Genomic DNA, 24,049 nt, shown 5'->3' on the forward strand with positions numbered 1-24,049 from the left:
CCCCGTCCTGAGCTGAGTGGAGGAGAAGACGAGTGCGGATCCCGAAGCGCGTCAACACCGTCCTGGACTGGATGGAGCAGCACTATCCCGCGCTCGGGGTGGTCGTCGCGCTGGTCGTGGTCGCACTGGTGGCGACCCTCGCGCCGTCGTCGGTGGGCGTCCCGGCCGCCTGTTTCGTCCTGGGGGTCGCCGCCGGGGGTTTCGCCGTGCACGTGCGGTCGAGCCGCCGCGTGGCCCGGTCCCGCGCCGAGGTGGACAACCTGCTGCGCGAGAACGGCGCGCTGCGGCACCGCAACACCGTCCTCGCCAGCGGCGTGATCACCCGGGAGGCGCAGGAGACGCAGGCGCTCGTGTCGATCCCCGAGGACGACCTGCTCGACGGTGACGCTGACGGGGACGGGAACACGCAGGGCACCGCCACCCTCGACGAGCTGCTGGGCGGTGATCCGCAGACCACCGACGAACTGCCCGACGAGCTCGGCGAACTCGGGGAACCCGGCGAGGCCGAGGCCGACGGCGACGCCGGGGATCGCCGCGACGACGATCCCCAGCGCACCACCGTCCTCACCGAGCTGCCGGACGATCTCATCGGCGAGGACGCCGAGGACACGGCGAGGAACTCCCGGAGGTCGTGACCGCGCCGTTCCCCTGAGTGACCGGAAGCCGGTGACCGGCGTTAGCTTTACTGATCAACGGGCAGATGGGGCCCGTGGGGACGCCGACGAACGCGGACTCGGGGGATGGGACGGGACGGGGCGGTCCCGGTTCCGGTCCCGGGTCCGGTGTGGACGTGTCGAAGGACGAGGCCGAGCAGGGGGCCGTCCGCAAGGCCGTCGTCGCCTCCGCGATAGGGAACTGCATCGAGTGGTTCGACTTCGGCGTCTTCAGCGCCGGGGTGATGACGGCGATCGTCGGCGACGTGTTCTTCCCGGGCGGCGAGTCCGGTGCGACGCTGCGCTCGTTCGCGCTGATCGCGGCGGCGTTCATCGCCCGCCCGTTCGGCGGCCTGTTCTTCGGCCCGATGGGCGACAAGCTCGGCCGCAAGCGGGTGCTGGCCACCACGATCCTGCTGATGTCGGGCTCCACGTTCCTGATCGGCGTCCTGCCGGGCTATGACACGATCGGGATCGCCGCGCCGCTGCTGCTGCTCGGCGTCCGGCTGGTCCAGGGCTTCTCGACGGGCGGCGAGTACGGCGGCGCCGCCACGATGATCGCCGAGTACGCGCCGACGCGCCGGCGCGGGTTCTTCGGCAGCTTCCTGGAACTCGGCACGCTGGTCGGCTACATCCTGGGGGCGGGGCTCGTCTTCGGCATGGATCTGCTGCTCAGCGAGGAGGCGATGCACGGCTGGGGCTGGCGGATCCCGTTCCTGATCGCGCTGCCGCTCGGCGTCGTCGGCCTCTACGTCCGGACGCGCATCGAGGACACCCCCCACGTTCCAGCGCATGGAGGAGCAGGGCAAGAAGTCCCAGTCGCCGCTGAAGGACACGCTGACGCACTACTGGCGCGTCATCCTGATGCTGATCGGGATCGTGTTCCTGCTGAACGTCGCGGACTACACGCTGCTGACGTTCATGCCGTCCTACCTCGTCGACTACCTGGAGATGAACGACAACACGGCACAGTTCATCACCATCGGGGTCGAGGCGGCGATGATCACGGTGATCGTCCCGCTGGGCGCGCTGTCGGACCGGATCGGCCGCAAACCGCTGCTGACGACCGCGGCCGTCGGCTACATCGTGCTGGCGTGGCCGGCGTTCGCGCTCATGCAGACCGGCAATGCGCTCGGTGTGGCGGCCGGCTACACCATCGTCGGCGGCCTGCTGGTGCTGATCCTCGCGGTGATCGCGGCGACGTTCCCGGCGATGTTCCCGACCAGGGTGCGGTACGGGGCGTTCGCGATCGGCTACAACATCTCCACGTCGCTGTTCGGCGGGACGGCGGCCGTCCTGATCGGCTCGATGATCGACCTGACGGGGTCCAACTACGTCCCGGCGTTCTACATCATGTTCGCCGCGCTGGTCGCGCTGGTCCCGATCCTCAAGATCCCGGAGACGGCCGGGGTGCCGATCGAGGAGGCCGGGGAGAAGCTCGCCCCGGAACCGGCGGGTTCCGGGGCGAGGTAGCAGCGCGCCGGGCTCGCTCCCGCCGGAGCGCGTCGGGCCGCTCGCGTCAGCGGTGTGCGAAGTGCCGGCGGGCCCAGGCCGCCGCCCGCCCACATCACTCTCCGGCGTCGAGGTGCTGTTCGAGGGCGTCCAGCCGGGACGCCCACGCGCGCCTGTAGGGCGTCAGCCAGGCGTCCACTTCGGCGAGCGGTTCGAGACGCACCTCGTACACGCGGCGTTGCGCGTCCTGCCGTGCCCGGACGAGCCCGGCGTCGCGCAGCACCCGCAGATGCTTGGACGTTCCCGGCTGCGTGAGCCCGAGCCGCTCGACGAGTTCGCCCACGGGGCGGGGGCGTTCCAGGAGCAGGTCCAGGATGTGGCGGCGGGTCGGCTCGGCGAGCACGGCGAACGCGGAGGACATGAGCGCATCATAACCGTTCGTTCATATGTGGCTTCGGTTATATGCAGCGGTCTGCGGAGTGACCATGGCCGGGCGGGTGCGACTTGTGTGGCGCCACGGCAAAGCAGAGGTGGAGGACATGGCTCGTTGCGTTCATCTGATTACCGTCGGTAGCGTCTCCGTTGGCCGAACCCGGCCCCTTCCTGACCGACCGGCGACGAATCGGTGGTGTGCACGTGACCGAACAGCAGGAACAGCGGGAACAGCAGCAGTTGAGCCTCGGCACCGCGGCCGCACGGAACCTCGCGACCACGACCAAGTCCGTCCCGCAGATGCAGGGCATCACCTCGCGGTGGCTGCTGAAGCTGCTGCCCTGGGTCCAGGCGGCCGGCGGCGCATACCGCGTCAACCGGCGGCTCACCTACACGCTCGGCGACGGACGGGTGACGTTCGTCACCACCGGCGCCGACGTGCGGGTCATCCCGCGCGAACTCGGAGAGCTCCCGCCGCTGCGCGGCTACGACGACGACCTCACCCTGGACGCCATCGCCGGACGGTTCACCCAGCAGGAGTACGAGCCGGGCGACGTCATCGTGGAACAGGGACGTCCCGTCGACCGGGTCATCCTCGTCGCACACGGCAAGCTCAGCAGGATCGGCACCGGTGAGTACGGTGCCGAGGCCGTCCACGGGACGCTGGCGGACGGCGACTTCTTCGGCGAGCGGGCCCTGCTCGGCACCGAGGACGGCGAGGACCCGGAGGAGTGGGAGTACACGGTCAAGGCCGTGACCGCCTGCACGATCCTCAGCATGAGCGAGGCCGACTTCCAGGAGACGCTCGGCCAGTCATCGTCCCTGCAGGCGCACCTCGACGAATACCGGGCCAGTCCCCGGGCGGCGCACAACGAGCACGGCGAGGCGGCGATCGATCTCGCGGCCGGGCACGCGGGCGAGCCCGTCCTGCCGGGCACGTTCGTCGACTACGAAGGCTCCCCGCGCGAGTACGAGCTGAGCGTCGCGCAGACCGTCCTGCGCGTCCACACCCGCGTCGCCGACCTCTACAACGAGCCGATGAACCAGGTGGAGCAGCAGCTCAGGCTCACCATCGAGGCGCTGCGCGAACGCCAGGAGAACGAGCTGGTCAACAACCGGGACTTCGGGCTCCTGCACAACGCCGACCTGTCGCAGCGCATCCACACGCGCGGCGGCCCGCCCACCCCCGACGACATGGACGACCTGCTCACCCTCGTCTGGAAGGACCCGGCGTTCTTCCTCGCCCACCCGAAGGCGATCGCCGCGTTCGGCCGCGAGTGCAGCGCCCGCGGCGTCTACCCGGACGGCATCGACGTCGGCGGCCACAAGGTCCCCGCCTGGCGCGGCGTGCCGATCTTCCCGTGCAACAAGATCCCGGTCAGCAGGACCAGGACCAGCTCGATCCTGCTGATGCGCACCGGCGAGGCGGCGCAGGGCGTCATCGGCCTGCACCAGGTCGGGCTGCCGGACGAGTACCAGCCCGGCCTGTCCGTCCGGTACATGGGCATCGACGAGAAGGCCCTCATCTCCTACCTGGTCAGCGCCTACTACTCGGCCGCCGTCCTCGTCCCCGACGCGCTCGGGATGCTGGAGTCCGTCGAGATCGCCCACGGCGGTGCCGGGGCGTGACGGAACGGCGACTGGCCCTCGGCACGGGGGCCGCCCGCAACCTCGCGACCACGACCAAGTCCGTCCCGCAGATGCAGGGCATCACCCCGCGGTGGCTGCTGGCGCGGCTGCCGTGGGTGCGGGCGGACTCGGGCACCTACCGGGTGAACCGCCGGCTCACCTACCGGCTCGGCGACGGCCTGGTGACGTTCGTCAACGACGGCGCCGAGATCCGGGTGGTCCCGCCGGAGCTGGCCGAGCTGCCGCCGCTGCGCGGCCTCTCCGGCACCGGCGTCCTCGAAGGTCTCGCCGGACGGTTCGAGCAGCGCGAGTACGGCGCCGGCGAGACCATCGCGGAGGCGGGCCGTCCCGTCGACGCCGTCCACCTGATCGCGCACGGCAAGGTCGCGGAGACCGGACCGGGGGAGTACGACGCGGACGCCGGGATCGGCGTCCTCGACGGCGGCCGGTTCTTCGGCGACCGGGCGCTCCTCGCGGCGGACGAGCGATGGCCGCACACGTTCCGCGCGCTCACCTCCACCACCGTCCTGACGCTCACCCGGGAGGCGATCGAGGAGCTGACCGGCAGGTCCGAGTCCCTGCGCATCCACCTGGAGGAGTACCGGGACGCGCCCGTCCCGCCGCGGACCGGGCACGGCGAGGCGGCGATCGAGCTGGCGTCCGGGCACGGCGGCGAACCCGTGCTGCCCGGCACGTTCGTCGACTACGAGGCATCGCCCCGCGAGTACGAGCTGAGCGTCACCCAGACGCTCCTGCGCGTCCACACCCGTGTCGCCGACCTCTGCAACGGGCCGATGAACCAGGTGGAGCAGCAGCTCAGGCTCACCATCGAGGAGATCAGGGAGCGGCAGGAGCACGAGCTGATCAACAACCGGGACTTCGGGCTGCTGCACAACGCCCACCCGCGGCAGCGCGTCCAGACCCGCGGCGGGCCGCCCACGCCCGCCGACCTGGACGAGCTGCTGGCGCGGCGCCGCAAGTCGCGGTTCTTCCTCGCCCACCCGAAGGCGATCGCCGCGTTCGGCCGCGAGTGCACCCGCCGCGGCGTGTACCCGGCCGGCGTGGACGTGGACGGTCCCGGGGGCGTCCGGCAGCGCGTGCAGGCGTGGCGCGGCGTCCCGATCCATCCCTGCGACAAGATCCCGGTCAGCCCGTACGGGACCAGTTCGATCCTCGTGCTGCGCACCGGCGAGGACGACCAGGGCGTCATCGGCCTGCGCCGCACCGGGATGCCCGACGAGGTCCGGCCGGGCCTGTCGGTCCGGTTCACCGGCATCGACGACCACGCGGTCATGACCTACCTGGTCAGCGCCTACTACTCGGCCGCCGTGCTGGTCCCCGACGCCCTCGGCGTGCTGGAGAACGTCGAGATCGCCCGCTAGAGGACCGCCCGCCAGAGAACCGCCCGCAGCAGGAGAGGGGACGACATGCCCGTCTGGGGAGACGACCCGGCGGTGGTCCGCTGCGACCACCGTCCGCCAGCCCCCGCCCGCCACCAATCAAAGGACGAGCTCCGCTCGGACGGCCGTCCGCCAGCCCCCGCCCGCCACCAATCAAAGGACGAGCTCCGCTCGGACGGCCGTGCGGATCCGGGCGCCGGGGGCCGCCCGGATCCGGGCGATCCCCGGACGGGCCGCGCCCGCCCGGCGGCCGAGGTCCTCGGCTGGAGCCGCCGCCTGCTCCAGCCGGCCCTGCGCGACGCGGTCGAGACCCTGCCGGACGCGGCGCGCGGCATCGCCGCGTACCACTTCGGCTGGTGCGACGAGCGGGGCCGGCCCGCCGCCGGCGCGGGCGGCAAGGCGATCCGTCCCGCGCTGACGCTGCTGGCGGCGGAGGCGGTCGGCGGGACGGCCGCCGCCGCGCTGCCCGCCGCCGTCGCGGTCGAACTGGCGCACAACTTCTCGCTCCTGCACGACGACGTGATGGACGGCGACCTCACCCGCAGGCACCGCCCGACCGCCTGGAGCGTCTTCGGCGCCAACGCCGCGATCCTGGCCGGGGACGCGCTGCTCGCCGCCGCCTTCGAGGTGCTCGCCGACGAGCCGTCCCCGGTCATCACCCGCGCCGTCCGGACCCTCAGCGGGGCCGTCCTCGACCTGATCGAAGGCCAGAGCGCCGACCTCGCCTTCGAGGAACGCGCCGACGTGACGCTCGACGAATGCCTGGCCATGGCGGGCCGCAAGACCGGTGCGCTGCTGGGCGCTGCCTGCGCGCTGGGCGCGGCCTACGGCGGCGGTACCACCGGCCAGAGCGCCCGCCTCCGCACCTTCGGTGAGCAGCTCGGCCTGGCGTTCCAGCTGGTGGACGACCTGCTCGGCATCTGGGGCGATCCCGAGGTCACCGGCAAACCCGTCCACTCCGACCTGCACAGCCGCAAGAAGTCGCTCCCCGTGGTCGCCGCGCTCACCTCGGCCACCTCCGCCGGCGACGAACTCGCCGCGCTCTACCTCCGCGACGACGCCCTCACCGGCGACGACGCCTCCCGCGCCGCCGCCCTCATCGACGCCGCCGGCGGCCGGACCTGGGCCGCCACCCAGGCCGCCACCCTCCTCACCCAGGCCGTCACCGCCCTCGACGCCGCCGGCCCCGCCCCGACCACCGCCGCCGAACTCCGGACCCTCGCCCGCCTCATCGCCCACCGGGACCACTGACCCGGGCCTAGACTGCCGGCGTGGCTCCCCTCGATTCCGCCGATCCACGACAACTTGGTGCCTACCGGCTCACCGCGCGGCTGGGCGAGGGTGGGCAGGGGGTCGTGTACCTCGGGCACACCGACGACGGCGCCCGGGTCGCGGTGAAGCTGTTCCACGCGCAGCTGACCGGCGACCTCGGCTCGCTCGACACGTTCGGCCGCGAGCTGGAGGCGGCCAAGCAGGTCGCGCGGTTCTGCACCGCGCAGGTCCTCGACTCCGGGACGCTGGGGGAGCGCCGCTACATCGTCAGCGAGTACATCGACGGGCCGCCCCTCAACCGGGTCGTCGCCGAGGACGGTCCCCGCACCGGCAGCGCCCTCGACCGGCTGGCGATCGCGACCGCCACGGCCCTCGTCGCCCTGCACGACGCCGGCGTCGTGCACCGCGACCTCAAGCCGCACAACGTGCTGATCGGCGAGGACGGCCCGCGCGTCATCGACTTCGGCATCTCCCGGGCGCTGTCCGGCGCGCAGACGATGGTCAGCCGCGCGGTGGGGACGCCCGCCTACATGGCGCCCGAGCAGCTCCAGCCGGGTGAGCTCGGCCCCGCGGTGGACGTCTTCGCATGGGCGTCCACGATGGTGTTCGCCGCGACCGGGCGCCCGCCGTTCGGCAACGAGTCCATCCCGGTCGTCTTCAACCGCATCGCGAACGAGGAGCCGGACCTCACCGGCATCGAGGAGCCGCTGCGCGGCCTTCTCGCCGACTGCTTCGCCAAGGACCCGGGGCGCCGCCCGTCGGCGCAGGACGTCCTCGACCGTCTCGTCCGCCGTGCGGGCCGCGCCCCGGCCGCCCCGGCCGTCCCGCCCGCGGCTTCCGCGTCCCCGCCGCCGCTTCCGCCCATGCTCGCGCCGCCGCCCGTGCCCGCGTCCATGCTCCCGCCCGACTCCCTGCCGGTGGGGCCGCCGACAGACCCGTCGATGGGGCCGCCCACGGGCTCCACGGTGGATTCGGTGACCACGCCGCACGGGCGGGGAGGTCGGCGCAAGGCGGCCGTCCTCGCCGGTGCGAGTGTCGCGGTGGTGGCCGCCGTCGCCGCCGTGTTCGCGGTCACCTGGTTCGCGGACGGCGGTTCCCCGGGCGACGGCGCCCGCGCGGAGCCGCGGAGCTCGACCGGCGCGGCGGCCACGAAGTCCGCCGCCGCGCCCCAGGCGGGAAGCGAGGGCAGGGTTCCGGGGGCGAGCCAGAGCGCGTCGCCCACCGCCTCCCCGCAGCCGTCGTCGACCGCCTCGTCGGCGCCGTCGTCGTCGCCGAAGCGGCCGGGGACGTCGCCGACGGCCCGGCCGAAGCCCGTCCGGGTGGAGCTCGGCCCGGGTCGCTTCACCGCGTACTGCCAGAGCCTCGGCTGGGAGTGGGTCGAGTACCGGGAGACGCCGAGCACCGGCGCGTACTGCGTCAAACGCAAGGGCGACACGATGAAGCTGACGTCGGCCCAGCTCGACGGGGGATGTCGGTGGCGGTACGACGACCCCCGCGCCCGCCACTACTTCAAGGGCAAGTCGAACTACTGCTATGCGATGAAGCCCGCCTCGTGATCGATCACCTGTTCGAGTAGGGTGTCGTGCCGTGCAGGCCAACCGGGCGGGCAGCACCCGCGAACACGTGCCGTTCCTGTGCCCCGCCGGGCATCGCCTCGCCGCGGGGCGGGTCATCGTCGGCTGGTCGCCGTGCGTGTGCCCGCCCTGCGACGGGCGGGGCCGCGGCCTGCGCGGCCACCGGACCTACCTCTGCCTCGACTGCAAGGACGAGCACGTCACGACCAAGTGCTACTTGCCGCACCACGTCCCCGCCGAGGACGCCGCCTACCGCTGGCCCTGACGCGGGGCCGGCGCCGTCGCGTCAGACGCCGCGTTCCTGGGCGACCTGCGCGCGGACGACCGGTACGACCTCCTCGGCGAAACGTCTGATCTGGGTCTGCTGGTCGCCCTCCGCCCAGAGGATGAACGTGTCCATGCCGGAACCCACGGCCAGGTCGGTGACCTCGTCCGCCCACTGGGACGCGGGTCCGCGCAGGAAGCCCTCCGACGCGCCGTCGGTGATCGTGCCGTTGATGTTGTAGAGCCTGCGGACGTCCGCCGGGTCGCGTCCGGCGGACGAGGCGGCCTCGTCGATGCGGGCGTGCAGCCCGGGCAGCCGGTCGGGGGTGGCCCAGGAGGACGACGGGAGCCAGCCGTCGGCGGAACGTCCCGCCAGCGCGAGGCCGCGCGGGCCGCCGACGCCGAGCCACAGCTCCATCGGGTGCGCCGGGACGGGCCCGGCCTTGGCGCCCCTGAGGTGGTAGTGGTCGCCCTCGAAGCGCAGGTTGCGCTCGCCGCTCCACACCTCCCGGACGACGGTGACGGCCTCCTCCAGCGCGTCGGCCGCCTCCCCGCGGCTGCGGCGCGGGCCGCCGTACGCCTCGATCGCCTCCCAGAACCCGCCCGCGCCGAGGCCCAGTTCGGCGCGGCCGCCGCTCAGCGCGTCCAGGCTCGCGGCGGCCTTGGCCAGCACCGCCGGAGGACGCAGCGGCAGGCTCGCGACGTCGGGGAACACGCGTACCCGTTCGGTGACGGCCGCGATCATGCTCAGCAGCGTCCACGTGTCGACGTAGCGGCGCTGGTAGGGGTGGTCCTGCACGCCGATCAGGTCGAGTCCCGCGCGGTCGGCGGCGCGCGCCGTCTCCAGCAGCGGATCATCGGCGTTCGGGACGAGGAAGTAACCGAATTCGAGTGGCCTGCCGTAGTCGCCCATACCGCCGGAAACTCCGCTCCGTGGTCGGTTGTTCCCGGCCCGCCCGTCCTTGGTCAGCCCTTGATCTGCGTCCAGGCCTGGGCCCAGCGGGAGTACTCGACGCACGCGTTGCCGCGGTCGTCGCCGCAGTCCTTCACCGGGGTCTTCCAGAACGCGAGGCGCTCGTAGAACTCGGGGTCGCCCACGTTGTAGGTCGAGCAGAAGCCCTTCGCGGTGTACTTGCACGCCTCGGGGTTGGCGGGCGCCTCACCGAACCACTGCGCGACCTCGGCCTGCACCTTCGGTGTCGTGATCCAGTTCATCCACTTGTACATGCAGGTGGGATGCTTGGCCTTCGACGAGATCATCCAGGTGTCGGACCATCCGGTCGCGCCCTCGGACGGGATCGTCGTCGCGACCGGCGTCTTGTCGGCGAGCGCGAGGTTCGCGGTGACCTGCCATGCGGTGCCGGCGTAGTTGTAGCCGCTCTTGAACGACTGGAGTTCGTCCAGGTAGTTGGCCCAGTACTGGTTGACCATAGGGCGCTGCTGCTTCAGCAGCTCGACCGCGGCCTCGAACTGTTCCTCGTCCAGCTCGTACACGTCGGTGATCCCGAGGTCGGGGCGGTGCGCCTTGAGGTAGAGCGCGGCGTCGGCGATGTAGATGGGGGAGTCGTAGGCGACGACGTGCCCGGCGGCCGGGGAGTCCTTCTCCCACACCACGCTCCAGGACGTGGGACGCTGCGGGATCTTGTCGGTGCGGTACATCAGCATGTTCGCGCCGTAGCCGTGCGGGACGCCGTACATCTGGCCGCCGACGGAGTTGTACGGCTGGTTCTTCAGGTACGGGGCGATGTCGCCGTAGTTGGTGAGCAGGCCCGTGTTCACCGGTGCGACGAGCCCGCCGTAGATGAGGCGCAGGCTCGCGTCACCGGACGCGGACACGCCGTCGTACCGCCCGGTCTTCATGAGCGCGACCATCGAGTCGGACGTGTCGGCCACCTTCGTGTGGACCTTGCAGCCGGTGGCCTTCGTGAACGGGGTGACCCAGTCGACGTTCTTGTCGCTGGAGCCGTCCTCGGCGTACCCCGTCCAGGCGACGAGGTCGAGCCGGCCTTCGGGGGTGCCGAGTTGCTGCATCACTTGGATGTCGGGCGGCGCGGCGCGTTCCCCGGGGGCGTCGCTGCACGCGGTGGTCAGCGCGGCGACCGTGGACAGCGCGCCCACGGCGAGCGCGGCCCGCGACCGCCGGGGGCGGGGCCGTCGGGAGCGCTTTTTCGTCGCGGGTGGAATACGAGCCATCACGGTGAGGCATCATAAAGGTATTTCGGACCGTCCGTGCGTACAAACCGTGATGATACGGAAACTCTCGACACACGGCCGCGCTCGGTTCTAGGCTCTCCTCCGTCCCGTGCGGGCCCTCCGGTTTCGCGCAGATCCCCGTTTCCCGTCCCCTCCTCCCCGTTCCGCCGCCCCCGTCGTCCATACGAGTGAAGGTTCAGTCGCAGTGCCAAAACGAGGCCGCCCCGTGGACCCGGCCGCCGGTGACCTGCGGGCTCCCAGGGCCGCGCGGTTGCGCTCCATCCGCTTCAAGGTCGTCCTCATGGTCACCGTGTCGGTGGTCTCGCTCGGCGGGCTGTGGGCGTTCGCCGCGAGCATCGCGCTCGGGGAGGGCCTCAACCTCCGGCACGTCAAGACCGTCCAGGACCACTACGGGTACCCGTCCGGCGCGCTCGGCAGCGCGCTGCAGGCCGAGCGGCGGCTGTCCCTGGTCTACCTCGGCGGCGGCGCCGAGGGTGACCGCGCCGCGATGGAGTCCGGCCGACTGGTCACCGACCGGCAGGCCGACCTGTTCCGCCGACTGGCGAAGGACGAGGGCGCCCGCGCCGCCGCGCCCGCCGACGCCCGCAGGCTCGCCGACCGGATCCTCACCGAGCTGGACGGCCTGGACGGGCGGCGCCGCGCCATCGACACGGGCAAGACCGGCCGGGGCCGCGCGTTCGCCGACTACACCGCCCTGCTCACCGACGTCGGATCGCTGCAGGGCTCGCTCGCCACGCTGGACAACTCGCAGGTCGCCAAGGACGCCCGCAACGAGGCGGCGCTGGCCCGCGCCCGCGAGGCCCTCGCGCAGGAGGACGCGCTCCTCGCCGGCGCCCTCGCCGCCGGACGGATGACCCCCGACGAGCACGCCCGGTTCGTCCAGCTCGTCGGGACGCAGCGCGCCCTCTACGAGTTCGCGGCGTCGGAGCTGCGCGCCGCCGACCAGGCCTACTACCAGCGCATCGTCGGGATGCCGGAGTACGGCAAGTTCCGGGCCCTGGAGGACCGCTTCGTCGAGTCCGCCCGGCTCGTCAAGTCCGCGGCCGGCTCCGGCGTGCTGTGGAAGACGACCGCCGACTCCAACCTCACCCGGCTGCGCGGCCTGGAACTGGCGGTCGCGGCCGGCGCCGAGAAACGCGCCGAGCCGATCGCCGACGGCATCATCACCCGCGTCGTCGTCGCCGGAGTTCTCGGGCTCCTCGCCGTCGCCGCCTCGCTCGTCATCGCGGTGTGGGTCGCCCGCTCCGTCATCCGGGAGCTGGCGCGGCTGCGGCGCGAGGCGATCGACCTGGCCGACGTCCGGCTGCCCGGCGTGATCCGGCGGCTCCGCCGCGGTGAGGAGGTCGACGTGGCCGCCGAGGCGCCGCCGCTCTCGTTCGGCACCCGTGAGATCGCCCAGGTCGGCGACGCGTTCAACGCCGCCAGGCGGACCGCGATCCAGGGCGCGGTCGAGGAGGCCGTGCTCCGCCGCAACGTCAGCGACGTGTTCGTCAACCTCGCCCGGCGCAGCCAGACGCTCCTGCACCGCCAGCTCAAGCTGCTCGACTCGATGGAACGCCGCATCGAGACGCCCGACGACCTCGAAGACCTGTTCCGCGTCGACCACCTCGCCACCCGCATGCGCCGGCACGCCGAGGGCCTGATCATCCTGTCCGGGCAGGCGCCGGGACGCGGCTGGCGCAGCCCGGTCGCGATCGTGGACATCGCCCGCGCCGCCGCGTCCGAGGTCGAGGACTACACCCGGGTCAACGTCACGCCGATGGCGCGCGCCGCGATCGTCGGGCCCGCCGTCGCCGACGTCATCCACCTGCTCGCCGAGCTGATCGAGAACGCCACCGCGTTCTCGCCGCCGCACACCACCGTCCAGGTGCACGGGCAGTCCGTCTCGCACGGCTTCACCCTGGAGATCGAGGACCGCGGCCTCAGCATGGACGAGCTGAACCTCGCCGCCGCCAACGAGCGGCTCGCCACCGCCGCCGAGTTCGACCTGTCCGACAGCACGCAGCTCGGGCTGTTCGTCGTCGCGCGGCTCGCCCGCCGGCACGGCATCAAGGTCACGCTGCGGACGTCCCCGTACGGCGGGATGACCGCGATCGTACTGCTGCCCGAAGACCTCGTCGCCCCGGACGACATCGACTCGGGGCTCGCCACGCCGGCGCTCGCCACCCGCCGTACCGAGGACGCGCTCGTCCCCGCCGGCACGGTCGTCAGCGGGCGGCACGCCCTCCAGGCCGCCCCGTCCGCGCCGCCCGCCTCTGAGTCGCGGCTCCCGCGCTCCCCCCGGGAGGTCCGGCGGCGCTCCGCCGGTGCGTCCGGTCTGGCCGGGCGGCCGACGCTGCCCAAGCGCGTCCGGCAGGAGAACATGGCGTCCCAGCTGCGCGACGCGCCCCCCGCGGCGCCGCCCCCGGCCGAGCCGCGCGCCAACCGGACACCCGAAGAACTGCGGTCGATGATGTCGTCCATCCAGCAGGGCGTGCGGCGCGGCCGCGCCGAGGCCCTCGACAACGACGAGGACACGTGACGGGCCATGACGGGTCCTGGCAGCCAGTGGCTCGATGACGAGGCCGGGCCGATCGTCCGCTCGTACGCGCTGACCCGCGGCCGGGCCAGGCCCGCGACCGGCGAGCCGTTCGACATGATCACCATGGTGTCGACCGTGGCGCGGCCCCGGTCGGGCTCGCCCGGCATCGGCCCCGAGCACCTCGACATCCTGGAGATGTGCCTGCGGCCGCAGCCGGTGGCCGAGATCGCCGCGCGGCTGCGGCTCCCGCTGGTCGTCGTCCGCGTGCTGCTCGGCGACCTGCTGCACCACCGGCTCATCACCGCCACCCGTCCCCAACCGGAGAGCGGCACGCTCTCCAAGGAACATCTGCTGAGGGAAGTGCTCGATGGTCTCCAAGCCCTCTGAAGAAGCGGGGCCCGCCGAGGACGCGGAACCGGTCCCGGCGCCACCGATCGCGGTGAAGATCCTCGTCGCCGGAGGATTCGGGGTCGGCAAGACGACGCTGGTCGGCGCCGTCAGCGAGATCCGGCCCCTGCAGACCGAGGAACTGCTCACCGACCGGGGCGTCGGCGTCGACGACACCGCGGGCGTCGAGCGGAAGACCACCACCACCGTCGCGATGGACTTCGGCCGCATCACGATCCGCGACGGGCTCGTCCTGTACCTGTTCGGCACGCCCGGCCAGGACCGCTTCTGGTTCATGTGGGACGAGCTGTCGTTCGGCGCGCTCGGCGCCGTCGTCCTCGCCGACACGCGACGCCTCGCCGACTGCTTCCCCGCCGTCGACTACTTCGAGAACCGCGGCCTGCCGTTCGTCATCGGCGTCAACTGCTTCGACGACGGCTACGACTACACGGCCGGGGAGATCCGGGAGGCGCTCGACGTCGGCCGCGGCGCGCCGGTCGTCCTCTGCGACGTCCGCGAACGCGCGTCCGGCAAGGAGGTCCTGACCACCCTGGTGAAGCACCTCCTGGCCGTGCACGAGCGGCAGAACCGGGAGAACGCGTCGGCGCTGTAGGCTTCTGCGGAGATGCACAGGACACGTGCGCGGCTGTCGGACGGCCGCGAGATCGTCTACTACGACGAGGAGCCGGGCCGGACACCCGTCCCCGACCCGCGCGGGCTGCCGCCGGTCGAACCGGTCTGCGAGGTCCGCCGCGACCCGCTGACCGGCGACCACGTCACCGTCACCGCGCACCGCAACACCCGGACGTTCCTGCCGCCCGCCGACCAGTGCCCGCTGTGCCCCGGCGGCCCCGCCTCGGAGATCCCCGACGCGTCCTACGACGTCGTGGCGTTCGAGAACCGCTTCCCGTCCTTCGACGCCCGCACGCCGCCCGTCCCGCCCACGATCGACGGTGTCGAACGTGCCCGCGGTGACGGACGCTGCGAGGTCGTGTGCTTCACCGACGACCACGTCGCGTCGATGCCGGTGCTGCCGGTCTCCCGCGTCCGCACCGTCGTCGACGCGTGGGCGGACCGCACCGCCGAACTGTCCGCGCTCCCCGGCGTCCGGCAGGTCTTCGTGTTCGAGAACCGCGGCGTCGAGATCGGCGTGACCCTGCACCACCCGCACGGGCAGATCTACGCGTACCCGTTCGTCACGCCCCGCACCGAACGCATGCTCGCTCAGGCCGCCTCCCACCGCGACCTGTTCGGCGACGTGCTGAAGGCGGAGGCGGCGGGCGGCCGCGTCGTCCTGTCCGGGGAGCACTGGACGGCCTACGTCCCCGCCGCCGCCCGCTGGCCCGTCGAGGTGCACCTCATGCCGCACCGGCACGTCCCCGACCTCGCCGCCCTGGACTCCGCCGAACGCGACGAACTGGCCGTCCTCTACCGCGACCTGCTGCGCCGCTGCGACGCCCTCTACGACGACCCGCTCCCGTACGTCGCCGGCTGGCACCAGGCACCCGCCGGCGAGGGCCGCGACCTCATCCGCCTGCACCTGGAGCTGTTCTCCGTCCGCCGCGCCCCCGGCAAGATCAAATACTTGGCGGGCTCGGAGTCGGGCATGGCGGCCTGGATCAACGACGTCCGGCCGGAGGAGATGGCCGCCCGCCTCCGCGGCGTCACTGGCGGCGCAGCGTCCGGGTGATCCCGGCGGCGATCGTCGTCGCGAGCACCCACCCGGTGATGATCAGCGCGTAGGCGAGCCACTGGTGCCCGCCGGCCGGCTTGAACGCCTTCTCCTGCCCGAAGTCGATGATGGGCAGCAGCAGGTCGAGCGTGTAGAACAGCGCGTTGAACGGGGGATGCTCATCCGCCTTCAGCGGCTCCGGATGGCGTATCCCGAACACCGTCGTGCCGACGGCGAGCAGCCCGGCCAGCCATCCCGCCGCCCACACCGGCCGGAAACCGAACCCGACCGTCACGTCCTGCAGGTAGCCCCACAGCCGTGCGTACCACGGGCGCGTCGAACGGTGCCGGCGCTGCTTGGCGAGCTGCACGTTCCGCGCCGCCCGGTCGTCCCCGGCGTGCCGGTACGCGGCGGCGAGCTGCTCGTACGCGTGCGGGACGTAGCCTTCCGCGTCCCGCTCCAGCATCGCGATCCTGACCTTCGCGGGGAGCCGCGGAGTGAGCGAACCATAGGTCAGGCCGTCCAGCCACACCGCGCCGCCGAGCGCGCCGGGCGGGACGTGCAGGAGGCCGAAGCGGCCGCGGAGCATGTTCACCTCACCGTCAACTCTCGCCTCCCGCAGCCACACCTCCCCGATCGAGGAACTCGTCGCGCGCAACGCGCACCCGTCCGGCGCGGACAGCCGCGCCTCTGTGAGGACGAGCAGCCCCGGGATCGTCGCACCGCGCACGCTGACCTCACCTTCGAACCGGGCCCGCGTCGCATTCACGTCCGAACCGACGGTGAGGTTCTCGCCGTCGAAGACCCGCCCTCCCGGGCTGCGCAGGACGGCGCCCACCAGGTTCACGATGCCGGCCACCGACGCCCCGTTCATCCGGACCTGCCCGCACGCCACCAGCCCGGGACCCCAGATGTCGTCCTCAAGAACGGAATGGTTGAGGTGCAGGACCTCCTCATCCTGCCCGTCCTCCCTCCCCAAGCGCGCCCGCTCCATGAAGAGGACGCCGGACAACCGCGCCCCGCCGAGCCGCACCTGCCCCAGGACACGGCAGTCGGTGATGCGCAATACCCCGTCCATGCGCAACGTCGCCGCGTCGAGCCCCGGCAGGTAGGACTCGCTCAGGTTCACCTGCCGGGCGCGCGCCCCGTACAGCACGGGCGTCTCCTCGAAATGACACGCCCTCAGCAAGACCGGATGCTCGACCGTCGCGTACTGCAGGTTCAGCGCCCCGGAGATGCGCGCCCCCACCATGCGCAGCGCCGCGACCTCCCCGTCCACCGGCGGGCTCAGCAGCAGCTTGCGCAGCACCCAGGCCCGCACCGTCCGGCCGGAACCCCACGCGTCCCCGCGTTCGGGGTCGTCGTCCGTGCCGTCCCGGAGGTCGACCGGCGTCCCGGTGGGGAACGCCCGCCAGACCCGCCGCTCCACGGGTGTCAGATCGATCGGCTCCACGATCAAGGAACCTAGTCCAAACCCACCCGTCCCTCGACGTACCGGACGCCCCGCCGATGGGGTCATATCAGCACCCGGGCGCGGAGATCTGTCACACCTCGACCGAGTTTCCGTGACTCCGTGGAACGATCTCCGCCGGGTGCCTTACTCTCCCTCGCATGCCGGAAAGCGTGCTGGCGGACCTGCTGGCGCACGGGTCGTTCGACAGCGTCGCCGCCACCGCCGAGGGACCGCCGCTGGCCTTCGCCTCCCAGGCGGGCCCCGGCGCGAACGCCGGGCGGGCATGGGACCCGACGACGGGTCTCGCGCTCGGCCCGCCGATCCCCGACTTCCCCGCCGAACGCGCCGAATGGGCCTTCGGCGCCCCCGCCGGATCCCCGGTCGTCACCTGGACGCACCGCGACCGCGTCCACGTCCACGACCTGGGGACGGGCCACGAGCTGTCCCTGGACGGCCAGCCCGAACTCCTGGGCCTCGCCGTCCACACCGGCCGCGGAGCCGTCGTCGCCGTCTTCGGCCCGGCGAACGACGCCGAGGTCATCGTCTGGGACGCCCTCACCGGCGACCGCCTGACCGAGTTCCCCCTCTGGCTCGGCCACCAGACCGCGATAGACCGCTGGATCCTGCACGCGACACCCGTCACCGGCCCCCTCATCGGCCTGCCCGGCGACTCCGCCGTCACCCTCCTGGACGTGGAGCGCGGCGACGAGATCACCAGCCTCCCGGCCCGCGCGGTACTGGCCCCGTCCCCGGACGGCCTGGTCCTCGTCCAGCCGACCCCCTCCGTCCTGCGCGTCCGCGGCCTCGACGGCGACCCGGTCGCCGACCTGACGGCACCGGCCCCCTGCGACCAGGTCGCGGCGACCCTGGCCGACGGCCGCCTCCTCGTAGCCGCCGCCGTGGAGGACGACCCCGGAACCGTCCTGGCCTGGGACCCCTCGACCTCGGAGCCGTCCCACCGCGTCAAGATCCCGGCCCCCGTCAACGACCTGGCCCTGACCCCGGACGGCACCCTCCTGACAGCCACCGACGAGGGCCTCTACCAAACCCGCCTATGTGGCCGGGCAACGTCCCCCGCCCAGGCACCCGCAAAGCCGAACCCCTCCTCTACCTGGACATAGACGGCGTCCTCAACCCAGAAGCCCCGAGCCGGGTAGCGCGACGGGCGACCGGTCACGACGGACGTTCGCGTCGTTGTGCGGTCGTGGGCCGCGGGGTGCCGCGGGTGGGGGTCACAGGACGTGCCGGGCGTAGCGTGACAAGGTGAGGTCGAGGGCGGCCGGGCCGGGCATGGCCCACAGGCCGTCGTTGAAGATCTCTACTTCGATCGGGCCGGTGTAGCCGGTGGCGTCGACGGCCTCGCGGAAGCGGCGCAGGTCGACGCAGCCGTCGCCGAGCATGCCGCGGCCCGTGAGAACGCCCTCGGGGAGCGGGGTCACCCAGTCGGCGACCTGGAACAGGGCGAGGCGGCCCTCCGCGCCCGCGCGGGCGATGCCGTCCCAGGCGTCCGGGTCCCACCACAGGTGATAGGTGTCGATGATGACCCCGACCTGGGCGGGCGGGTGGGGTGCGGCGATGTCCAGCGCCTGACGCAGGGTCGAGACCACACACCGGTCGGAGCAGTACATCGGGTGCAGCGGCTCGATCGCGAGCCGGACGCCGTGCTCGCCGGCGTACGGCGCGAGTTCGGCGATGATGTCGGCGACGCGGGAGCGGGCGCCGTCAAGGTCGCGTGACCCGTCCGGCAGCCCGCCGCTGACCAGGCACAGGGTGGGCGCGCCCAGTGCGGCGGCCTCCTCGATGGCCCGGCGGTTGTCGTCCAGTGCGTCCCGCTCCTGGAAGAAGCCGCCCCGGCACAGGGACGTGACCGTCAAACCGTGGTCCTGGACGAGCTTGGCCGTGCGGGCCAGACCGTACTCGGCGACGGGTTCCCGCCACAGGCCGACACCCGTGACTCCGGCCGCCGCGCAGCCGGCGGCAAGGTCGGGCATGGGCCAGTGGCGGGTCGTCCACTGGTTGAGGCTGAGCCTCATCAGGCGGCTCCTTGGACGGTCAGCCAAGCGCGCATCCGGGTCGCGGCGAGGTCGGGGTCCGGGTAGAGCCCGGCGGCGTCGGCGAGCTGGAAGAGGCGGACCATGTGCGGGACGGAACGTGCGTTCTCCAGCCCGCCGACCATGCGGAAGTGCCGCTGATGGCCGGTCAGCCAGGCAAGGAAGACCACACCGGTCTTGTAGTTGAAGGTCGGGGCCTCGAACAGATGCCGAGCGAGCGGCACCGTCGGCGCGAATATCTCTTCGTAGGACGCGGTGTCGTTGCCGTCGAGCGCTTGCAGCGCGGCTGCGGCGGCGGGCGCGATGGGGTCGAAAACGCCGAGCAGCGCGTCGCTGTGCCCTTCGGCGTCTCCTCTGATCAGTTCCGGATAGTTGAAGTCGTCGCCCGTGTAGAGCCGGACGCCGGACGGCAGCCGCCGGCGGAACGCGATCTCCCGCTCGCCGTCCAGCAGTGAGATCTTGACGCCGTCGATCCGGGACGCGTGGCCGGCGATCAGAGCGAGGAGCGCGTCGGCGGCGGCGTCCAGGCCGGGTGAGCCCCAGTAGCCGTCGAGGGCCGGGTCGAACATCGGCCCCAGCCAGTGCAGCACGGCCGGCCGCCTGACCTGGGACAGCAGACGCCCGTAGACGGAGGCGTAGTCGTCCGGGCCGTGCGCGGCGGCGGCCAGGTGGCGGCTCGCCATCAGGACGGGGACGGCGTCGACCGACTCGATCACCGTGAGTTGCTCCTCGTAGGCGGCGACGATCTCCGCCGGCGAGGCCGGTCCCGGGGGCAGCTGGTCGGTACCGGCGCCGCAGACGATCCGGGCGCCGCCTGACAGCGCTTCCCTGCCGGCCCGGAGGATGAGCTCCCGGGTCGTCGTCCAGTCCAGGCCCATGCCGCGCTGCGCCGTGTCCATCGCCTCCGCGACGCCCAGCCCGTACGACCAGAGATGGCGGCGGAACGCCAGCGTGGCGTCCCAGTCGAGCGAGTCACCGGACGGATCCGGCACGACGTGCGCGGCGGCGTAGGCCACCCGCGACGTGCTCGGCCCCGGCGGAGGCGGGTAGGTGCGCGGCTCGCCCATCGTGTGAGGGGCGGCCAGGCCCGGGAGTTCGATCTTCATCGCGGCAGCTCCGGAACCTCCAGGCGGCGGCCCTCACGCCACGCCCGCAGCCCCAGCTCGGCGAGCTGCACGCCGCGCGCCCCCGCGTAGAAGTCCCACGGGAACGCTTCGTCGTCGGCCACATGCCGCAGGAACATCTCCCACTGCGCCTTGAAACCGTTGTCGAACTCGCCGTTGTCGGGAACCTCCTGCCACTGCGACCGGAAATCCTCGGTGGCGGGCAGATCGGGGTTCCACACCGGTTTCGGCGTCATCGACCGGTGCTGGACGCGGCAACGCCGCAACCCGGCGACCGCGGACCCCTCCGTCCCGTCCACCTGGAACTCCACCAGCTCGTCGCGGAACACCCGGGTCGCCCACGACGAGTTGATCTGCGCGACGATCCCGCCGTCCAGCTCGAAGATCCCGTAGGCGGCGTCGTCGGCGGTGGCCTCGTACGGCTTGCCGTCCTCGTCCACACGCCCGGGGATGTGCGTCGCCCCGAGCGCCTGGACGGACCGCACCGGCGCGACCACACCGTCCAGCACGTACCGCCAGTGGCAGAACATGTCGAGGATGATGCCGCCGCCGTCCTCCGCCCGGTAGTTCCAGCTCGGACGCTGCGCCTCCTGCCAGCCGCCCTCGAACACCCAGTATCCGAACTCGCCGCGCACCGACAGGATCCGCCCGAAGAAGCCGCCGTCCACCAGGCGTTTCAGTTTGAGCAGCCCCGGCAGGAACAGCTTGTCCTGGACGACGCCGTGCTTCACGCCCGCCTCCTCCGCCAGCCGCGCCAGGTCGAGCGCGCCTTCCAGGTCCTCGGCCAGCGGCTTCTCGGTGTAGACGTGCTTGCCCGCCGCGACCGCCGCGCGGATCGCGGCGGCCCGCGCGCCGGTGACCTGCGCGTCGAAGTAGATCTCGGTCTCCGGATGCGCCAGCGCCTCGGCCAGGTCGGTCGTCCAGGCGGTGAGGCCGTGCCGTTCGGCGAGGTCGCGCAGCTTGGCCTCGCTCCGCCCGACGAGCACGGGCTCGGGCCACAGCACGGTGCCGCCGGCCGTGCGCACCCCGCCCTGCTCCCTGATCGCGAGGATCGAGCGGAGGAGATGCTGGCGATAGCCCATCCGGCCGGTGACGCCGTTCATGATGATCCCAATGGACCTGCGTGCCATCCCGTTCCTTCCCAGCCTGTCGTGTACCTCGCGGTCGGCCCGCAGTGCCGGACGCGGCTCGTGACGCGGCCGACCCCGGGCGGGCCGTGGTCGCGGCGTGGTCGCGCTCCGCCGGCGGGTCGACATCGTTCGCCTCGGCGATCGTGCCGGGCCCGCCGGTCGTCACCCCGACCCGGTTCGCCGGGTGCGCGGCCCCGGTGATCGAGTGCGCGACCGGCAGGACGGTCGTGCCGGCCTCGGCCTGAAAGCGCTTACCGACCACCGTGCCGCGAGGCGGGCCGGCGGCGGCGCGACGGGCCGCCACGATCGTTCGAGGCCGTCGCGGAACCGCTCGCCCGCGCCCGGCCGTCCGCGTCCGGCCGCTCCCGGCGCGTCCGCCGCCGGCATCGCGGTCGTCGTGCCCTGACTCGCCATGGTCTCCTCCGGAGCCGGTGTCGGGAAAGCGGTTCAGAAAGCGCTTTCTGATGTACCGTAAGGAGCGTCGCACGCGCGGTCAAGAGGGTCTCTCCGCAGGACCCGCCGCGCGGGACGGCGTCGAGGGGGCGGTGATGACGGAAGCGGCGGAGGAACAGCGGGCCGCCGGCCGGGCCTACGTGACGTTGCAGGACGTCGCGGGGGAGGCCGGTGTCTCGCTCGCCACCGCGTCCCGCGTGCTCAACGGAACCTCGCAGGTCCGGGCCGACCTGCGTGAGCGGGTGCTCACGGCCGCGGGCCGGCTCAGCTACACTCCCAACGCGCACGCGCAGGCGCTGGCCAGCGCGTCCAGCACGTCCGTCGGCGTGATCTGCCACGACGTCAGCGACCCCTACTTCGCCGCCGTCGCGCGCGGCGTGATGCACACCGCCGCCGAGCACGGCATGCTCGTGATGCTCGCCAGCACGTTCCGCGACCCGGCCCGCGAGATCGAGTACGTGGCGATGCTGCGCGCCCAGCGGGCCCGCGCGATCCTGCTCATCGGCTCCGGCTTCGAGAACCGGGACTGGGAGCGCTCGATGGCCGCCGAACTCGACCCGTACCAGCGCACCGGCGGCCGCGTCGCCGTCCTCAGCCGGCACCGCAGCCTCAAGGTCGACGCCGTCCTGCCGCAGAACCGGGAGGGCGCCGCCGACCTCGCCCGCGCCCTGCTCGACCTCGGCCACCGCGACTTCGGCGTGCTGACCGGCCCGCGCGCCCTCACCACCGTCTCCGACCGGCTCGCGGGCTTCACCGGCGCCCTCGCCGACGCGGGCGTCGGCGTCCCCGCCGAGCACATCGTCGAGGCCGCCTTCACCCGCGACGGGGGCTATGCGGCCGCGACCGAACTGCTCCGTACCAGAACCCGTCCGACCTGCGTGTTCGCGGTCACCGACGTGATGGCGATCGGCGCGCTCGCCGCGTTCCGCGACAACGGCGTGTCCGTGCCCGGCGACATCTCCCTCGCCGGCTTCGACGACATCCCGATCGTCCGCGACCTGACCCCGTCCCTCACCACCGTCGCGCTCCCGCTCCGCGCGATGGGCGAGCGGGTGATGGGTCTCGCCCTCCGCGAACCCGCCACCCGCCGCAGCCGCATCGAACACATCGCCGGCGAAGTCGTGCCGCGCGCCAGCACGGCCCCACCCCGATGACCCCGCGGCGCGCCCGCCGTCCCCCGTCCAGGACGCCGCCGGGCGCGCCGCCTCCGGGGAGGCGCGCATGAACAGCGAGCGGGTCGAGACGTTCTAAGGGCCATGACCTGCGCCGTCGCGCGTTCAAAGTCAAGATCGGCCTGCACGGCGAGCCACTGGACGCCGCCGTCGTCGAAGCCGTACGCCTCCGTGCCGGTGACGACGCGCCAGACCGTCCGCGGCCTTGCGGTGGGCGTCCTCCAAAGAAGAACCCGCCCGGAGATCCCGGACGGGTCCTCATCTATCTGTCGAGCGTGGCCGCTCAACGCGCGGCGAGGTCATCCTCTTTCGCCTCGGCCTCCACGGGACGCTCGGAGTCCGAATCCGCCGGCCGCTCGGGCCACGCGACGATCTTGGTGCGACGAGGGTTCGCCAGAGGGTTGCTCATCGTTGCTGCCGTCCTCCTTTTCGGGCCGAAAGAGCAAATGTTCCCGATGACCTGCCCGCTTCCGCAAAATGGTCTAGACCGCAAGCCGCACGGGCCACCGAAACCGGGGTCGCCCCCGCCTCTGTTCCCCGGCACTCTCTCTGCCACGGACGTAGCCGAGCTGATCCGCCCCCAGAACCCCGCGCCGAAGACGTGACCACCGGGCGAGGCCAAAACCTCCTGGGCTTCGCGCTAATGGCCGCACGCGACGCCCTCACCCCCTACGGAAGCGCATGACGTCCGAGGTAATCGATCCGCGCCGCTCCGCAATGGGATGGTCGGCGGCATGGAACGCGCAATGGAAGTGGCGGCGGGCGGCCGCGTCTTGCGGGTCGGCGGTGCGGCGCAGCGCGTACCCGAGTATCCGCGCTCGGTTGGCGGTGTAGATCTCCTCGAATCGGCGCCGCCTGTCACCGGGCGGATGGGAGTCCTCCAAAGGGGATGACAAGCCCTCTCCTTTCGTCGCACGCCCCAGGGGCGGCGAAAATGATCGGACGCAGGGCACATGTCCGGACCTCGCTCAGCATTTCGCCCCGGACGGTGCGCTCCGGGGCCTCCCTTCGTGATCGTTACGGGACGTAGCATGGGCGGGGCTGGATTCTGCGGGGTGGAGGACGGTGTATGCAGCGGCGGCAGGGGCCTGTTTTTCCTGGGTATCTGATGATCCTGCTGGTGGCGCTTCTGGGGCTTGCACTTCAGGTTTCCCCACAGACCACTCATATCGTTCAGGAGTGGGCGCTTCCGGTCA

General features: G+C 72.5%; 23 protein-coding genes and 1 pseudogene. 15 read left to right on the top strand and 9 right to left on the bottom strand.

Annotation, left to right across the window (positions count from 1 at the left end):
• Positions 1-32: 32 nt before the first annotated feature.
• The 3 genes and pseudogenes from ACTWPP_RS03070 to ACTWPP_RS03080 all read left to right on the top strand — a co-directional run bounded on the left by ACTWPP_RS03070 (position 33) and on the right by ACTWPP_RS03080 (position 2,126).
• Positions 33-635 carry a hypothetical protein gene (locus tag ACTWPP_RS03070; protein ID WP_443102498.1) on the top strand — a complete coding sequence of 201 codons (603 nt, stop codon included), beginning with the start codon at positions 33-35 and terminating at the stop codon, positions 633-635.
• Positions 636-700: 65 nt separating this feature from the next.
• A pseudogene (locus tag ACTWPP_RS03075) lies at positions 701-1,384 on the top strand (MFS transporter); the annotation flags it as partial.
• A 61-nt stretch (positions 1,385-1,445) separates the two neighbouring features.
• Positions 1,446-2,126, top strand: a complete 681-nt coding sequence (locus tag ACTWPP_RS03080; protein ID WP_443102499.1) for an MFS transporter — start codon at positions 1,446-1,448, stop codon at positions 2,124-2,126.
• 94 nt (positions 2,127-2,220) lie between these two features.
• Here ACTWPP_RS03080 and ACTWPP_RS03085 read toward each other — a convergent pair whose 3' ends face one another.
• Positions 2,221-2,526 (bottom strand): ArsR/SmtB family transcription factor, encoded by a 306-nt coding sequence (locus tag ACTWPP_RS03085; RefSeq protein ID WP_443102500.1) that lies wholly within the window; start codon positions 2,524-2,526, stop codon positions 2,221-2,223.
• Between the two features lie 215 nt (positions 2,527-2,741).
• Between ACTWPP_RS03085 and ACTWPP_RS03090 the strand changes: the two genes are divergently transcribed.
• From ACTWPP_RS03090 to ACTWPP_RS03110, 5 genes are read left to right on the top strand one after another with little or no spacing between them, the layout of a single operon-like run.
• Positions 2,742-4,166: a family 2B encapsulin nanocompartment shell protein gene (locus ACTWPP_RS03090; protein ID WP_443102501.1), complete on the top strand. Its 1,425-nt coding sequence runs from the start codon at positions 2,742-2,744 to the stop codon at positions 4,164-4,166.
• Positions 4,163-5,548, top strand: coding sequence for a family 2B encapsulin nanocompartment shell protein (locus tag ACTWPP_RS03095; RefSeq protein WP_443102502.1), 1,386 nt, complete (start codon positions 4,163-4,165; stop codon positions 5,546-5,548). Before ACTWPP_RS03090 ends, ACTWPP_RS03095 begins: the two co-directional genes overlap by 4 nt.
• Before the next feature lie 45 nt (positions 5,549-5,593).
• On the top strand, positions 5,594-6,817 hold the full coding sequence (locus ACTWPP_RS03100; RefSeq protein ID WP_443102503.1) for a family 2 encapsulin nanocompartment cargo protein polyprenyl transferase: 1,224 nt from the start codon (positions 5,594-5,596) through the stop codon (positions 6,815-6,817).
• Positions 6,818-6,837: 20 nt separating this feature from the next.
• Positions 6,838-8,394: a serine/threonine-protein kinase gene (locus tag ACTWPP_RS03105; protein WP_443102504.1), complete on the top strand. Its 1,557-nt coding sequence runs from the start codon at positions 6,838-6,840 to the stop codon at positions 8,392-8,394.
• Positions 8,395-8,425: 31 nt separating this feature from the next.
• Positions 8,426-8,677, top strand: a complete 252-nt coding sequence (locus tag ACTWPP_RS03110; RefSeq protein WP_443102505.1) for a hypothetical protein — start codon at positions 8,426-8,428, stop codon at positions 8,675-8,677.
• Between the two features lie 21 nt (positions 8,678-8,698).
• On the opposite strand, the gene ACTWPP_RS03115 is transcribed toward ACTWPP_RS03110, so the two are convergent.
• Positions 8,699-9,589 carry an LLM class flavin-dependent oxidoreductase gene (locus tag ACTWPP_RS03115; RefSeq protein ID WP_443102506.1) on the bottom strand — a complete coding sequence of 297 codons (891 nt, stop codon included), beginning with the start codon at positions 9,587-9,589 and terminating at the stop codon, positions 8,699-8,701.
• A gap of 53 nt (positions 9,590-9,642) precedes the next feature.
• On the bottom strand, positions 9,643-10,869 hold the full coding sequence (locus ACTWPP_RS03120) for an ABC transporter substrate-binding protein (RefSeq protein WP_443102507.1): 1,227 nt from the start codon (positions 10,867-10,869) through the stop codon (positions 9,643-9,645).
• 205 nt (positions 10,870-11,074) lie between these two features.
• On the opposite strand from ACTWPP_RS03120, the gene ACTWPP_RS03125 reads away from it, so the two are divergent.
• Genes ACTWPP_RS03125 through galT form a run of 4 tightly spaced genes read left to right on the top strand, consistent with a single transcriptional unit; the run spans position 11,075 to position 15,488 of the window.
• On the top strand, positions 11,075-13,411 hold the full coding sequence (locus tag ACTWPP_RS03125; protein WP_443102508.1) for a sensor histidine kinase: 2,337 nt from the start codon (positions 11,075-11,077) through the stop codon (positions 13,409-13,411).
• Between the two features lie 6 nt (positions 13,412-13,417).
• Complete coding sequence (locus ACTWPP_RS03130) at positions 13,418-13,798, top strand: DUF742 domain-containing protein (protein WP_443102509.1); 381 nt, start codon at positions 13,418-13,420, stop codon at positions 13,796-13,798.
• Complete coding sequence (locus ACTWPP_RS03135; RefSeq protein WP_443102510.1) at positions 13,779-14,411, top strand: GTP-binding protein; 633 nt, start codon at positions 13,779-13,781, stop codon at positions 14,409-14,411. The genes ACTWPP_RS03130 and ACTWPP_RS03135 overlap by 20 nt, the downstream gene beginning before the upstream one ends.
• A gap of 12 nt (positions 14,412-14,423) precedes the next feature.
• Entirely contained in the window at positions 14,424-15,488 is a 1,065-nt protein-coding gene (gene galT, locus ACTWPP_RS03140) for a galactose-1-phosphate uridylyltransferase (RefSeq protein ID WP_443102511.1), read from the top strand.
• Here the strand turns inward: galT and ACTWPP_RS03145 are convergent.
• Complete coding sequence (locus tag ACTWPP_RS03145; protein ID WP_443102512.1) at positions 15,463-16,923, bottom strand: hypothetical protein; 1,461 nt, start codon at positions 16,921-16,923, stop codon at positions 15,463-15,465. The genes galT and ACTWPP_RS03145 overlap by 26 nt on opposite strands.
• 158 nt (positions 16,924-17,081) lie before the next feature.
• Here ACTWPP_RS03145 and ACTWPP_RS03150 point away from each other — a divergent pair, with 158 nt between their 5' ends.
• Positions 17,082-18,044, top strand: coding sequence for a hypothetical protein (locus ACTWPP_RS03150; RefSeq protein WP_443102513.1), 963 nt, complete (start codon positions 17,082-17,084; stop codon positions 18,042-18,044).
• A gap of 111 nt (positions 18,045-18,155) precedes the next feature.
• Here ACTWPP_RS03150 and ACTWPP_RS03155 read toward each other — a convergent pair whose 3' ends face one another.
• The 3 genes from ACTWPP_RS03155 to ACTWPP_RS03165 are packed head-to-tail and all read right to left on the bottom strand — an operon-like array spanning position 18,156 to position 21,228.
• Entirely contained in the window at positions 18,156-18,956 is an 801-nt protein-coding gene (locus tag ACTWPP_RS03155; protein ID WP_443102514.1) for a sugar phosphate isomerase/epimerase family protein, read from the bottom strand.
• Complete coding sequence (locus ACTWPP_RS03160) at positions 18,956-20,080, bottom strand: dihydrodipicolinate synthase family protein (RefSeq protein WP_443102515.1); 1,125 nt, start codon at positions 20,078-20,080, stop codon at positions 18,956-18,958. The genes ACTWPP_RS03155 and ACTWPP_RS03160 overlap by 1 nt, the downstream gene beginning before the upstream one ends.
• Complete coding sequence (locus ACTWPP_RS03165; protein WP_443102516.1) at positions 20,077-21,228, bottom strand: Gfo/Idh/MocA family protein; 1,152 nt, start codon at positions 21,226-21,228, stop codon at positions 20,077-20,079. Before ACTWPP_RS03165 ends, ACTWPP_RS03160 begins: the two co-directional genes overlap by 4 nt.
• Positions 21,229-21,272: 44 nt before the next feature.
• Between ACTWPP_RS03165 and ACTWPP_RS03170 the strand changes: the two genes are divergently transcribed.
• Positions 21,273-21,473 (top strand): hypothetical protein, encoded by a 201-nt coding sequence (locus tag ACTWPP_RS03170; protein WP_443102517.1) that lies wholly within the window; start codon positions 21,273-21,275, stop codon positions 21,471-21,473.
• 303 nt (positions 21,474-21,776) lie between these two features.
• Positions 21,777-22,835 carry a LacI family DNA-binding transcriptional regulator gene (locus ACTWPP_RS03175; protein ID WP_443102518.1) on the top strand — a complete coding sequence of 353 codons (1,059 nt, stop codon included), beginning with the start codon at positions 21,777-21,779 and terminating at the stop codon, positions 22,833-22,835.
• Between the two features lie 301 nt (positions 22,836-23,136).
• On the opposite strand, the gene ACTWPP_RS03180 is transcribed toward ACTWPP_RS03175, so the two are convergent.
• Entirely contained in the window at positions 23,137-23,262 is a 126-nt protein-coding gene (locus ACTWPP_RS03180) for a hypothetical protein (protein WP_443102519.1), read from the bottom strand.
• Between the two features lie 253 nt (positions 23,263-23,515).
• Entirely contained in the window at positions 23,516-23,749 is a 234-nt protein-coding gene (locus ACTWPP_RS03185; RefSeq protein WP_443102520.1) for a hypothetical protein, read from the bottom strand.
• Positions 23,750-24,049: the final 300 nt, after the last annotated feature.

Origin of the sequence: Actinomadura sp. 3N407 (assembly GCF_052245875.1) — a bacterium.
In the GTDB taxonomy this organism is placed as follows: Bacteria; Actinomycetota; Actinomycetes; order Streptosporangiales; family Streptosporangiaceae; genus Spirillospora.